At 70.6% G+C, this 12,931-nt stretch carries 9 protein-coding genes; 5 read left to right on the top strand and 4 right to left on the bottom strand.

All coding sequences use genetic code 11. The features are described from left to right. Window positions 1-378 precede the first annotated feature (378 nt). Window positions 379-2,178 (top strand): hypothetical protein, encoded by a 1,800-nt coding sequence (locus tag ABEA46_RS14105; protein ID WP_345545184.1) that lies wholly within the window; start codon window positions 379-381, stop codon window positions 2,176-2,178. Window positions 2,179-2,226: 48 nt separating this feature from the next. Here the strand turns inward: ABEA46_RS14105 and ABEA46_RS14100 are convergent, their stop codons facing one another. Next, complete coding sequence (locus ABEA46_RS14100) at window positions 2,227-2,769, bottom strand: NUDIX domain-containing protein (RefSeq protein WP_345545183.1); 543 nt, start codon at window positions 2,767-2,769, stop codon at window positions 2,227-2,229. Between the two features lie 223 nt (window positions 2,770-2,992). Here ABEA46_RS14100 and ABEA46_RS14095 point away from each other — a divergent pair, with 223 nt between their 5' ends. Then, entirely contained in the window at window positions 2,993-4,069 is a 1,077-nt protein-coding gene (locus ABEA46_RS14095; RefSeq protein WP_345545182.1) for a 3-deoxy-7-phosphoheptulonate synthase, read from the top strand. Between the two features lie 79 nt (window positions 4,070-4,148). On the opposite strand, the gene ABEA46_RS14090 is transcribed toward ABEA46_RS14095, so the two are convergent. Beyond that, the gene (locus tag ABEA46_RS14090; protein WP_345545181.1) at window positions 4,149-5,750 is read right to left on the bottom strand and encodes a DUF5060 domain-containing protein; all 1,602 of its coding nucleotides are present in this window, start codon (window positions 5,748-5,750) and stop codon (window positions 4,149-4,151) included. Window positions 5,751-5,933: 183 nt separating this feature from the next. On the opposite strand from ABEA46_RS14090, the gene pyrH reads away from it, so the two are divergent. Continuing rightward, window positions 5,934-6,650 carry a UMP kinase gene (gene pyrH, locus ABEA46_RS14085; protein ID WP_345545180.1) on the top strand — a complete coding sequence of 239 codons (717 nt, stop codon included), beginning with the start codon at window positions 5,934-5,936 and terminating at the stop codon, window positions 6,648-6,650. Window positions 6,651-7,224: 574 nt separating this feature from the next. On the opposite strand, the gene ABEA46_RS14080 is transcribed toward pyrH, so the two are convergent. Together ABEA46_RS14080 and ABEA46_RS14075 are read right to left on the bottom strand one after the other, a co-directional pair. Further along, the gene (locus ABEA46_RS14080; RefSeq protein WP_345545179.1) at window positions 7,225-8,523 is read right to left on the bottom strand and encodes an MFS transporter; all 1,299 of its coding nucleotides are present in this window, start codon (window positions 8,521-8,523) and stop codon (window positions 7,225-7,227) included. A 113-nt stretch (window positions 8,524-8,636) separates the two neighbouring features. Beyond that, the gene (locus tag ABEA46_RS14075; RefSeq protein ID WP_345545178.1) at window positions 8,637-11,291 is read right to left on the bottom strand and encodes a xyloglucanase; all 2,655 of its coding nucleotides are present in this window, start codon (window positions 11,289-11,291) and stop codon (window positions 8,637-8,639) included. A gap of 182 nt (window positions 11,292-11,473) precedes the next feature. Here ABEA46_RS14075 and ABEA46_RS14070 point away from each other — a divergent pair, with 182 nt between their 5' ends. Both ABEA46_RS14070 and ABEA46_RS14065 read left to right on the top strand, forming a co-directional pair. Further along, on the top strand, window positions 11,474-12,175 hold the full coding sequence (locus tag ABEA46_RS14070; RefSeq protein ID WP_345545177.1) for a DUF899 domain-containing protein: 702 nt from the start codon (window positions 11,474-11,476) through the stop codon (window positions 12,173-12,175). Window positions 12,176-12,251: 76 nt separating this feature from the next. Then, window positions 12,252-12,899, top strand: a complete 648-nt coding sequence (locus ABEA46_RS14065; protein ID WP_345545176.1) for a hypothetical protein — start codon at window positions 12,252-12,254, stop codon at window positions 12,897-12,899. Window positions 12,900-12,931: the final 32 nt, after the last annotated feature.

Below are 12,931 nucleotides of genomic sequence, written 5' to 3'. Positions count from 1 at the left end.
TGCCGGTAGCTGCCACAGCAAAACAACTACCGTGCAAGCACTCTATAACGGCCAGATAACGACAGCAAGGGTTTGCCGTTATCTTTTTGTGATTCATTTGCTGTGAGCCCGACAGGGCTCGGCGGCCGGAGTTCCGCGCTGCAGCACGCCCGCGGGGATGACGACCCAGTCCACCGCGGCCTGCAGCATCCAGTCCGCGCCCGAAGCGCGCGTCACGAGAGCACTGCCGAGGGGGGAGCCGGGGCGCCGACGGGCGGTGAGGTCATGAACGCCACCCTATGGCCGGCCGCGGAGGGTGGGACGCCCGCGGGCGTATCACGAGGGCCGGAGGGGCACTCTGACACCGGGAGTCGGATCGCCTGGAGCAAGGAGGACAATGTGCGACGCATCGGTGTGGTGGGCATCGTCCTCGCGGTCGTCCTCGTCGCGGCCGGATGTACGCCGGCGGGGGGCGACACCGCCGCGCCGGATGAGGGGACCGTCGACGGTTCTGGCGTCCCGCACGCCGCGGAGGTGCCGGCGTTCGACGGTGCGGCATCCACACTCACACAGCTGCTGGACGGCGCGGGCGTCGCGGTGGTCGCGCTGGAGGATGCGCCCGACGCCTTCGCCGATCACGTCGTGGTCCTCACCGAGGATCAGGTGCTCGCGATGACCGACGAGGTCGTCGCGGGTTCAGGGACGCCGGCGAGCACGATCGACTATCTCGCCGGCAGCTCGCTCGACGACCCCGACGTGCCGCCCATCTCGTACGTGCTGGCGGGATGGGCGCGCGACTGGACCGGCGCCGGCGCCGCCGCGGCGCGGTCCCTGATGGGCGAACACGACTGGACCCTGCCCGAATCGCTTGTGTGGCCGGATGCGACGCTCGCGCTGTTCCTCGCCGACATCACCGCCGACATCCCCGCCGCCGACCGCGCGCTCGCCTCCCGCGGCGATGCCCCCAGCGCCCCCGAGGCTGCCGTCGCGGCGAGCGCACTCAGTCTGCACACCGCATCGGTGGCCGAGGCATCCATCGGCGACCTCTGCACAGCCGGCGCGAACTTCGTCCAGAACGCGCTGGCGACGCTGTACCGCACGCTCGACGCGATCGCCGAGCGCGCCGAGAAGGGCATCGGAGGATTCTTCGGCAAGATCGTGGGGCTCGGCGTCAAGCTCGTGGGCGAGGTCGTCCATACCGTCGTCGACGCCGTGAACGCCGTGCTCGACAAGATCCTCGCGCCGATCCGCAGCGCGCTGGCGGTGATCGGCATCATCCAGCAGGTAGGGAGCGCGGTCGAACCCTGGACCGTCAAGATCTCGGCCGATCCCGGTGAGATGGTGTCGGCGTCGACCCCGGTGCCCGGCACGTTCACGGCCGCGGTGGCCTCGAAGATCCCGGACTTCCCGGGGTGGGTGCGCGACTGCGCGTCCGCGATCGGCCTGGAGCTGCCGCGTCCGCCCGGGCCGGGCAGCACGCTCCACTGGACTTTTGCGCCGGCCATCGGAACAAAGGCCACCGCGCTCACCGCAGCGACCCAGACCGTCGGTGACGACGGTACGTCGAAGTTCGAGTACGAGGCGAACGCCGACCCGCCCGAGGCGTGGGACGGCGACCCGCTCGACATCTGGATCGACGTGTCGGCCCAGGCCGACCGCACCGAGATCGAGCGGTTGAGCGAGCTCGCCGACAAGCTGATCGACGGCGCGCTGTCATCGATCCCTGAGGTGGTCCGCGGGTACGCGCGGCAGCTCGTCGACCTGGTGCGCGGCGAGGCGGTGACGGCGCTCACGAAGCTGCTCACTCCCGCGGCGTCGGGCAGCAAGCGGATCCCGTTCACGATCCACACTCCTCCGACCGAGGACCCTGAGGCGCCGCACACGATTCCGGATGCCGCATCCGCGGCCTACTGTGCGGCCTTGGCCGGATACGCCGAATTCGAGTTCGCGTGGCTGTCGAGCAGCGACCTCGATGTCGGTGACGTCTACGCGCGCCAGGCGGATCTGTACGCGCAGACCCCCGCGGAGGTCAAGCCGCCGATGGCGGAGCTGATCCCCTCGGTCGACAACGATCCCGGCTACGCGGGCGACGCGTTCGAGGACGTCCAGGGGTGGGTCGACCGACACTGCACCACGGATTACCGCTCGGTCGTCCTGTACTGGTTCACGATGGCGAAATGGTTCCGGTCAGCCGGGTGACCGGAGACGCCGCGGTCTGCGGCATCCACTCCCCGCGTGAGGGGAGCATCACTGGAACCGGCCCAGATGGATGCCGGCGAACGCGAGTGCGGCGACGGTCTCGCCGTCGGTGATCTCGCCTGCGGCGATGAGGGCCAGTACCTCGCCGAACGGCACCCAGCGGACGCCGTCGATGCCCTCCTCGTGCTGCGTGTGGGCCGCATCGGCGACGCGGTGCAGGCCGCGCGCGAGGAACACGTGCTCGGGGGCGTCGGCGAGACCGTTCAGCGCGTCCATGCGGCCGAGCTCGGTCCACTCCGCGGCCGCGTACCCGGTCTCTTCGGCCAGCTCGCGCTGCGCGGCGATCAGTGCATCCTCGCCGTCGGAGCCGCCGGCGGGCACCTCCAGCGAGGAGCGGCTCGTCGCGTACCGGTACAGCGACACGAGCAGCACGCGGTCGTCGGGATCGAGCGCGACGACGAAGACGGCGGGATGCCGCATCTCGACCACACCGTAGATGCCCGTGCCGTCGGGCCCGATGACGTCGTCCTCACGCACCCGGATCCAGCGGTTCTCGTACACGGTGCGGGAGGCGAGCGTCTGCCAGATCATGACGCCACACTATGCGCCGCGATTTGAGATCCGGCGGACACCCCGGTACCTTCGCGACATGGACATCCGCTGGTATGCGTATCGGAGTGGCTCTGGAGGGGCAGACCGCCGATAAGCGCACCACACCTCCAGAGCCACAGGCAGACACTCGTCCGAGCGTCTGCCTTCGTCGTTAACACGGCGGTGGCCTGGGATCCGGCTCCCGCCGGGAACAGGAACCCGCATGAACGCCACCCACGACCTCCGCGTCGCCTCCTTCACCCCGCTGCCGTCGCCCGCGGAGCTGCGGCGCGAGCTGCCCATGACCGCCGCGCACGAGACGGCCGTCACCGACGCCCGCGCCGAGGTCGAGGCCGTGCTGCGCGGCGACGACGATCGTCTGCTCGTCGTCGTCGGGCCGTGCTCGGTGCACGACCCGGTCGCCGCCGTCGACTACGCCCGCCGGCTCGCGGTCGCGGCCGACCGGCATCGCGAGGATCTGCTCGTCGTGATGCGCGTGTACTTCGAGAAGCCGCGCTCGACGGGCGGCTGGAAGGGCCTCATCAACGATCCCGGACTCGACGGCACGCACGACGTCGTCCGGGGCCTGCGCGTCGCGCGCCGCCTGCTGCTGGACGTCCTGGACCTCGGCCTGCCGATCGGCTGCGAGTTCCTGGAGCCCATCAGCCCGCAGTTCATCGCGGATGCCGTCGCCTGGGGCGCCATCGGCGCCCGCACGACCGAGAGTCAGATCCACCGTCAGCTGGCCTCGGGACTGTCGATGCCGATCGGCTTCAAGAACGCCACGGACGGCGACGTGCAGATCGCGGTCGACGGCTGCACGGTCGCGTCGCAGCGGCATGTGTTCTTCGGTACCGATGACTCCGGCGCCGCCGCCGTCGTCTCGACCACCGGCAACCGTGCCGCGCACGTCGTGCTGCGCGGCGGGCGCGGCGGCCCGAACTTCCGCCCCGCCGACATCGAGGCCTCGGCAGCGCTGCTCGAGCGTGCCGGCATGCCGCGCCGCCTCGTCGTGGACGCCAGCCACGCCAACAGCGGCAAGGATCACGTGCGTCAGGCCGAGGTCGTGCGCGAGCTCGCGGGGCAGATCGCCGACACCGACGACATCGCCGGCGTCATGATCGAGAGCTTCCTCGTGGGCGGCAACCAGAAGCTCACGGCCGAGACCCGCGACCGCCTGGTCTACGGACAGTCGGTCACCGACGCGTGCATCGACTGGGACACCACCGACGCGCTCCTCGACGAGCTCGCCGCCGCCGCCCGGCAGCGACGTCGCGTCCCCGAGGCCGTCCTGGCGTGAACCGGAACAATGGATGCCGCCACCCGGGCGCTCACGGCGCGCCGGGTGGCGGCATCCATTCATCTCGCACCGGCAGTGATCAGACCCGGGTGAACCGCACCGCGATCCACTGCGAGCCCGGGAGGGCGACTGTCGGACGCGCCGGGTCCTGCGCGCCCCGCGGGACCTTGGCCATGCTGTAGACGCCGGCGGACGTGATCGTCATGTTCCAGGTGTCGATGACGTCGACCTGATACGACTGGCCCGCGCCGCTCGGAAGGATGGCCTCCCACGACGTCGGCGCACTCTCGCCGAAGTAGCGCAGGTAGTACTGGCTGTCGACGCCGGCGATGTCGTAGTCCCAGTCCGGCTGCAGGGCGTTGATGCCGGGCGCAGGTCCGTCCTCCATGATCTGCTTGAGGAACGCCAGCCGCGGCGCGCTCGTGCCGTTGAGGGTCCCGCCCTGCCCGAGCCACGAGATGCTGGGCTTCTGCTCGGGGTTGAGCGTCTCGCCGTGGCCGCAGTAGGTGCCGCCGACGAACGTGTTCCAGAACCGGTGCGTCATCTGCTCGCCCGAGAGCTGACCCCAGCGCTCGCTGATGTTGCCCTCGTACGCGACTTCGTCGAAGATGACGGGCTTCAGCGCGAACTGGCGGTGGAAGTGGGCGCGCAGGCCGTCGAGTGCGGCGCCCGCGCTCTGGATGCTCGCGTGGGTGATCCAGGGCTTGCGGGCGTCGTAGTAGATGTTCTTGTTGTGCACCGAACGCAGCCGGTTGTGCGGGTCGGCGGCCTGGAGCACCTGGAACAGGTGGTCCCAGTCGTCTACGGTCTTGGTCTTGATGCCGTCGTACTCGTTCGCCATCGACCACCACACGTTGCGGTACGCGCCGAACCGGGCGGCGATGTACTTCACATAGCGCTCATCGTCGACCCGCGTCATGTCGGAGTAGCCGCGAGCGGTGTCGTACGGCTGGAACAGGACGACGTCCGCCTGGATCCCGAGTGCCAGCAGGCGCTCGATGCGGCTCTCGTAACGGCGGAAGTACGCGGGGTCGATCCGGGTCGGGTCCCAATCGTGCAGGCCCGTGCCGGTGCGCACGAACGGGTCCGTCGCCTCGGCGGGGACGTTCGGGAACACCAGCATGCGGATCTTGTTGAACGGTGACTTGCTGAGCGTGTCGAGGGTCAGCTCGCACTTCTCGTCGGACTGCAGCGCCCACGAGTACGACGTTGTGCCGATCTGGCGGTACGGCGAGCCGTCGGCGTACACGAAGTGGTACCCGCCGGGTACGACGAGCACCGGCCCGTGGTTGTCGGGGGAGGGCTCGACGACGCTCACCTTGCCGGACTGGCGCAGCGCCGGGAGGTTGCTGTCGGTGCGCCACCGCCACTCGCCCGCCGCGGGTGGCGAGAACCTCACGCGGAACGTGCCATCGCCGTCGTAGAAGCCCGGGACGGTGATCGACTGACCCGCACCCTCGTAGACGGCGGCGACGGTGACGTCGACGTAGGGGTTGCCCTTGTCGGGGCCGTTGAGCACGATCTCGTGCACGCCCCACCGCTCGACCGCCTTGGGGTTCGCCGCCGCTCCGCTCGCGGCCGTCGACACCGTGGCGGCGCTCGCCGGGTTCGGCGCTCCGATCGCCGCTGCGGCTCCCAGGATGGCGGCTCCGGTCAGGACCGTGCGTCGCGTGATCTCCATCGATCATCCTCCAGATGATTCCTCGGGTGGACTGATTCCTCCTTCACGCTATCCAGACATTGAGTATTCTCGCTACATCGAATGGATATGCATGGTTGGACCATTGTTGCGGGATCCTGCCGACCCACCCGCTAGCATCGTCCGGGCGATGGCGCCCACCGCCGCTGCGAGGAAGAGGTTTCGATGTCGAGATACGGCCGGGTGGTCCTGAAGCTGAGCGGTGAGGCGCTCGCGGGCGCGTCGAGTTCGGGGGTGGACCCCGAACGGCTCGCACACTTGAGCGAAGAGGTGCTCGCCGTGCACGACCTCGGTGTGCAGGTCGCGGTCGTGGTCGGCGGCGGAAACTACTTCCGCGGGCGCATGGCGGACGGCTGGGGCATCGGCCGCGCCGAGGCCGACAACATCGGCATGTTGGGCACGGTGATGAACGCGCTCATGCTGCGCGGCGCCCTCACCGGCCGCACCGACGCCGACATCCGGGTGATGACCGCGATCCCGATGCAGTCCGTCGCCGAGCCGTTCATCCGGCTGCGGGCGATCTCGCACCTGGAACAGGGGCGCATCGTGATCCTCGCCGGCGGCATCGGACAGCCGTACGTGACGACCGACTACCCGTCGGTGCAGCGGGCGCTCGAACTCGACGCCGACGCGCTGCTGGTCGCCAAGCGCGACATCGACGCCGTCTACGACAAGGACCCCAACCGGCACGACGACGCGGTGCGCTTCGACCGTCTCACCTACGACCACGCGGTGCGACTCGGCATCCGGGTGATGGACACCAGTGCCTTCGTCCTCGCGGGTGAGCAGGACCTCACGATGCACGTCTTCGACGTCGGCCGTCAGGGGCTCATGCGCCGCATCTGCGAGGGCGAGGACCTGGGCACGCTCATCACTGCCTGAGCATGACCTGAGCACGGATGTTACGTGCGGCCCTTGTGCCGACTCGCCACGAGGACTTCTCGTAACCGTCCCGTCGCGGCCTCTAGCGTGGCGTCATGGAGATCGAGGACGTCTGGCCCCTGTTCGCGCTCCGCCTGGAGACGCCGCGCCTGGCCATGCGCCCGATCCGCGATGAGGACCTGCCGGGCCTGGTCGAAGCGGCACTGCGGGGCGTGCACGATCCGGCGCGCATGCCGTTCGGCGTGCCGTGGACGGACTGGGAGCCCGAGCGCATCGCGCGCTCGATGGCGCAGTTCCACTGGAGCCTGCGGGCGAACGCCACGGTGGAGAACTGGGGCGTGAGCTTCACGGTGCTGCACGACAGCGTCCCGGTCGGCATCCGAGCGCAACGGCGTCTCGCGCGCCGAGCCGCGCCCCGGCGAGCCGGTCGACGAGATCCGGGTGCGCGTGTCGGCCGAGCAGTTCCGCCGGCCGTCATGGTCGCTCACCGTCGAGGGCGGCGAGGGCGCCCGGGAGCACCTGCTCGGGCCCACGTGAGCCCGGACCGAGGGATGCCGCGGCCACCGGCATCCGCTCAGTCCGAGACGTCGGGCGGATCGTCGTGCCGTGCGGTGCGCAGCGGCGACACCAGCACGACCACCGCCGCGACGGCGAACACCACAGCGCCGATGCCGAGGGTCGCGGAGAACCCGACCACTGTCATGAGGACGCCTGTCAGCAGTGCGCCGAAGAAGAACACGACGCGGTTGACCGTGCGGATGGTGGAGTTCATGCGGCCCTGGATGCCGTCGGGCGCGACCGACTGCCGATAGCCGATGTCGTTCGCGTCCTCGATGCCCATCGCGAGGCCGTAGAGGAACTGCGCGCCCGACACGACGGCCAGCACGACGCCGATGCCGCTCCCGGCGCTGAGCGGTGCGAGCGCCAGGACCGCCCACGGCACCACCACGAGCGCGCGTCCGACGAGGATCGCCCGCCCCGCGCCGAGTCTGCTCCCGATCACCGGGGCGATGAGCGCGCCGAGAAAGCCGCCGGCGGCGCCGAACGCCAGCGTGACGCCGAACGCCCACGGCTCGAAGCCCAGCTCGCGCAGCACGAACACGGCGAACACCGTCGTGACGATGCTGTTGCCGAGGAACCAGACGTGCACCGACAGCGCGAGCGGGCGCAGCGTACGGTGACCGTAGGTGTATCGCATGCCCTCGGCGATCTCGTGCCCGACATGGCGGCCCGGCGGGCGGGGCGCGGCTCGCGGCTCGTCCACCGCGATGCGCCACTGCAGCAGCGCCGCGACAGCGTTGATGACCGCATCGAACGCGAACAGCAGCGGGGCGCCGACGAGGGTGAGCAGCGTACCGCCGAGGGCGGGGCCGGCCGTGGCGGCGACCGTCTCGCTCTGGCCGAGGCGGGCGTTCGCCATGACGAGCGCGTCGCGCGGCACGATGCGGGGGAGGAGCGGCTGAGCGGCCGAGTCCGCGAACAGCGTCAGCACACCCAGGGTCAGCACGACGGCGGCCAGGGACCAGAAGCCGAGGGTCCCGGTGAGCAGCAGCACCGGGACGACCGCGAGCACGACGGCGCGGCCGACGCTCGTGAGCACCAGTGCGCGCTGCCGTCGCCAGCGGTCCATCAGCGCTCCGATGATCAGCCCGAGGAACAGGTACGGCACGACGCCCAGCGCGCTCAGCACGCTGATCTGCAGCGGCGTCGCGTCGATGACCGACACGATCAGCACCTGGAAGGCGACTCCCGCGATGCTGCCGCCGAACGCCCGCAGCGTCGCGGCGCTCCAGAACAGCGCGAAGGCCGGCAGTCGCAGCACCTCGCGCGGGCGAGCCGGTGAGACCCGGCCCCGAACCTCGTCGTCAGGCACGTCCCCAGCGTATCGACGGGCTGTCGAGGGGCAGCGCGCAGCAGATCGAGCTGTTCCGGCGAAACGGATGCCGGCGGCCCGGGCCGCCGGCATCCGCTTCCCATCCCACCGGGTCAGCCGAGGCGTTCCCACGGGCCGTTCTTCTTCGCGCCAGGCTCATCGCCGCGCGTCCACCAGGCGGCGCGCCAGAGGCTGCCGCCGGCGGACACGACGTCGCCGGTGTCGAAGATGCGCGACGCGGTCCAGACGGCCACGCCGGTCGGGGTGGCGGCGACCTCCTGCCACGGGCCGTTCTTCTTGGCGCCGGGCTTCTGGTTCTGGGTCCACCACGTCGCGACCCACACGGCGTCGCCTGATGCGACGACGTCGCCCTCGTCGTACACGGCCTTCGCCGACCAGGCCTGCGGTGCGACGGCCGACGCGTCGTCACCGACCACGATGCCGCGGCCGTTGGTGGCGAGGTATACGCGGCCGAACACATCCGGGTCGCCCTCGATGTCGGCGCCGATCCAGCCGAACTGGTGCTGGTCGTCGTTGATGCGCACCCACGTCGCACCGCCATCGACCGAGCGGTACACGCCGCGGACGCCCTCACGCGACGCCGCGGTGTAGATCACCGGTCCGGTCGCGCCCGGCGCAGCCTTGCCGAAGCCGACGGTGTCGGCCTCGGCGAACCCCGACGTCGCGGTCCAGGTCGCGCCGCCGTCCGTCGAGTGCCACAGCCCGTAGACGCCGCCCTCGTCGGAGCCGCCGGCGAGCCACACGTCGCCGATCGTGCCCGGCGTGGCGCCGAATCGCACGGGTCCTTCGGCGGGGAGCGTGCCGGACGACACGGCAGCGAAGGTCGCGCCGCCGTCGGTCGAGCGGGAGAACACCCCGCCCGCGAACGCGTACACGAGCGACGGATCCACCCGATCGCTCTCGACGCGGGCGCCGGCCGGAAGGCCCACGACGTCGGCGAACGTCGTGCCGCCGTCGGTCGAGCGGCGCACCGCGACGCCGTCCGGCGCCCACACGATGGACGAGCCGTCGGCGTTCACGGTGACGGTGCCCGATCCGGTCGCGCCGTCGGCGGCCGGCGAGGTCGTCCACGTCGCGCCGGAGTCGGTGGATGCCGCCACCACGCGCGCGCCGCTGCCGTCGGTGCCGGCACGCACGAGCACGTCGGGGGCGAGGCCCGCGGCATCCACACTCGTCCCGCCGCCGAAGTAGGGCGAACGGAAGCTCTGCGCAACCGTGCCGAGGTCGTCGTGGACGAAGCCGCCGAGGTCGAGCATGGCCGAGACGAGGTCGACGTCGCCGGCCGGGGCGACGAGGTCCTGGATCGCGGTCTCTTCGATGCCGAACGCCTCGGGCGTCAGGTGGATCGTGCCGCCCGGCTGGTCCCACGCGGTGAGGTCCTCGCTGCGGTAGATCGTCGCGCCCGTGCCGTACATGAGCTCATCGGAGTCGAACGGGTCGATCTCGAGCGCCGACACCATCCAGCCGAGCTTGGGCGCGGGCTCGGACCACGGCACCGGTGCGCCGGCGTCCTTGCCGAACGTCAGCCACGGCACCTCGTCGACGGACTGCTCGTAGCGGGCGGTGAGGGTGGTGCCGCCCTCGGCCGGGTACGCGTACTCCCAGATCGGGCTCCAGGTCGCGCCGCGGTCGGTGGAGCGGAAGATGAGGATGTCCGGCCACCACTGGATCTGCGAGGCGACCATGATCGTGTCGGGGTCGCTCTTGTCGACGGTGAGGCCGCCGAAGCCGAAGTCGACACCGACCGGACGGTAGTCCGGCGTGATGTTCGTCCACGTGCCGTCGTCGAGGCCGTAGCGCCACACCTCGCCGTCGGACCCGTCGTACGGGCCCGACGTGTTGCTCGTCGTCAGGTACAGGAAGCGGCCGTCCTCGTCGATCACGCCGTGGTGCGGCAGGAAGCCCTTCGGCGCGCCGGCCACCGGGGCCCACGTGACGCCCGCGTCGTCGGAGCGGTACAGGATGTCGTCGGTGTCGGCCACGGCGGTGAAGATCGTGCGCGTCGGCCCGCCGGCATCGGTTCCCGCCCTGTCGAACGCGGTCCACAGCACGCCGAGGTTCTGCATCAGGTACGAGTTGCCCGACCCGGCGTCGGGCACGAAGTCGCCCACGTTCGGGAAGGAGTCGACCTTCGTGAAGGTCGCGCCCGCGTCGGTCGAGCGCCACAGGCCCTGGCCGGACTCGGCGCCGTAGTACAGCACGTCGTCGTCGTTCGGGTCGATCTGCAGTCGCTCGCCGATGCCGCGCCCCGGCATGTTGCCGCCGACCTTGAACGGCAGCGCGCTCGCCTGCCACGTGGCGCCGTAGTCGTCCGAGCGCAGGATCGCCCCGTTCGAGGGGTCCCACTCGTTCGTGTACATGCCGGTCGCGACGTACACGCGGCTGGTGTCGACCGGATCGGTGGCCAGGCTCAGCACGCCGAGGCGGTTCCAGTCGTCCCACCCGACATGGTCCAGCAGCGGCACCCACTCGTCGGTGGTGCGGTCCAGGCGGTAGGCGCCGCCGATGTCGGTGCGGGCGTAGACGAGCCCGGGTTCGGTCTGGTTGTAGACGATGCCCGGCACGTAGCCGCCGCCCGAGATGGCCGCGTTCGACCATTCGTAGGAAGGGGTGGATGCCGCCTCCCCGCCATCGGCTGTGCCCGAGGCCTGCGGGCTCGGCGCCGCCGTCGCCGGTGCGGCGATGGCGAGGGGGAGGACGACGCCGGCCGTGACGACGAGTCCGACCGCTGAACGTCTGAATCTCACGATGAAACACTCCTGTCGTGTTCGGTGAGGGTCTTCTTCGACCCGATCGAGACGAGCTCGATCGATCGCGACACTATCGAAGCGCTTCGAGCAAGTCGAGCACTATTTCTCCCGCGACCTCTTGACGCCGGCATCCAGATGTGTACGGTGTGAACATACGCATTCGCCATCCGGAGGTCCTGATGCAGAGCACGACCGAGAACGCCCTCCCGCCCGTCGTCGACGCCGAGGCCTGGCGTCGCGAGCTCGCCGAGCTCAGAGTCCGCGAGAAGGCGGCCACACGTGAGCTCGACGCGATCGCCGCGCAGCGGCGGCGCCTGCCAATGGTGGAACTGCCCGACTACACCCTGGTCGGCAAGGACGGACCGATCCGGCTGGTCGACGTGTTCGAGGGCCGCTCGCAGCTGATCACGTACCACCACATGTGGTTCCCCGGAAAGCAATGGCACTGCGCCGGCTGCACCGGCTACACGTCGCAGTTCGCCCGCCTCGGGTTTCTGGAGCCGTACGACGCCCGCTTCGTTATCGTCACGCAGGGTCCGATCGGCGAAGCGCTTGCGTACCGAGAGAAGGTCGGCAACCGCATGGAGTGGTACTCGACGGCCGACAGCCCGTTCGGCGCCGATGTCGACGCACCACCGGACGGCGGCTTCGCGGTCAACGTCTTCCTGCGCGACGGCGACACCGTGTACCGCACCTGGCACACCAACGGCCGCGGCACCGAGCAGTTGAGCTACACGTTCCCGCTCGTCGACGCGCTGCCCTACGGGCGGCGCGAGCTGTGGCAGGACTCGCCCGAGGGCTGGCCGCAGTCCGACGCGTACGAGGGGTGGCTCACGTCGCAGAAGGTCGCCGAGCTGTACGGGCCGGGCCCGAACCGCTGATCAGACTGCGCATGGCGGCACGAGACCTGAGGAGTCCGGGTCTCGCGACCCCCGCGATTTCAGGTAGGGTCGCCCGATGATGCGTCAGCGAAGGATCGGCCGGGTTCTGCGAGCGGTCATGGCGCCGGCTGCGGCCGCGGTTGCGACGGTTGCGCTCGCGGGCTGCTTCATGATCCCGCTCGCCGACGGGCGCTCGCCGTTCGACGACCCGTTCGGACCGAGCTTCACCGAGGTGCGCGCGCAGCTCCCCGCGTTGCAGGAAGCGCTCGACGAGGCGCTGACGGGCGACGACTGGGCGGCGCAGGCGGTGGTCGCGAGCGACAACTGCGAGGGAGCGTGCAACCTGCGCCTCGGCATCGACCTCGCGCCGAGCAGCGCGTCGGCGGAGGATGCGGTCGCGGCGGCTCCCGACGCGGCGTCGTCGGGCTGGCTCGATCTGGCGGTCCCGCCGGAGACGCTCAGCGCGATCCTCGAGGCCGGGGCGCCGGTCGCCGCCGACGCGAAGCGCGACCTCACGGTGTCGGCGCGGTGCCTGGGCGAGGCCGTCACGGACGCCACGGGGGCCGAGGTGACAGTGTGCGCCGACCTCACCGATATCGCGCAGGCGATCACCGGCTCGGACGACGACTACTTCGACGGCCCGTTCTTCAGCGCGGCTCCCGACGAGATCACCCTGCGGACGTCCACGTGGGCGGTCGACGAGATCCTGTCGCGGATCGAGTGAGGTCCGCGTGCGGGGCGCCTCGCGGACCCCGG

Origin of the sequence: Microbacterium jejuense (genome assembly GCF_039544225.1) — a bacterium.
Lineage (GTDB): Bacteria > Actinomycetota > Actinomycetes > Actinomycetales > Microbacteriaceae > Microbacterium > Microbacterium jejuense.
Note: the sequence above shows the minus strand (reverse complement) of the source record. Positions and strands in the feature narration are given on the sequence as shown.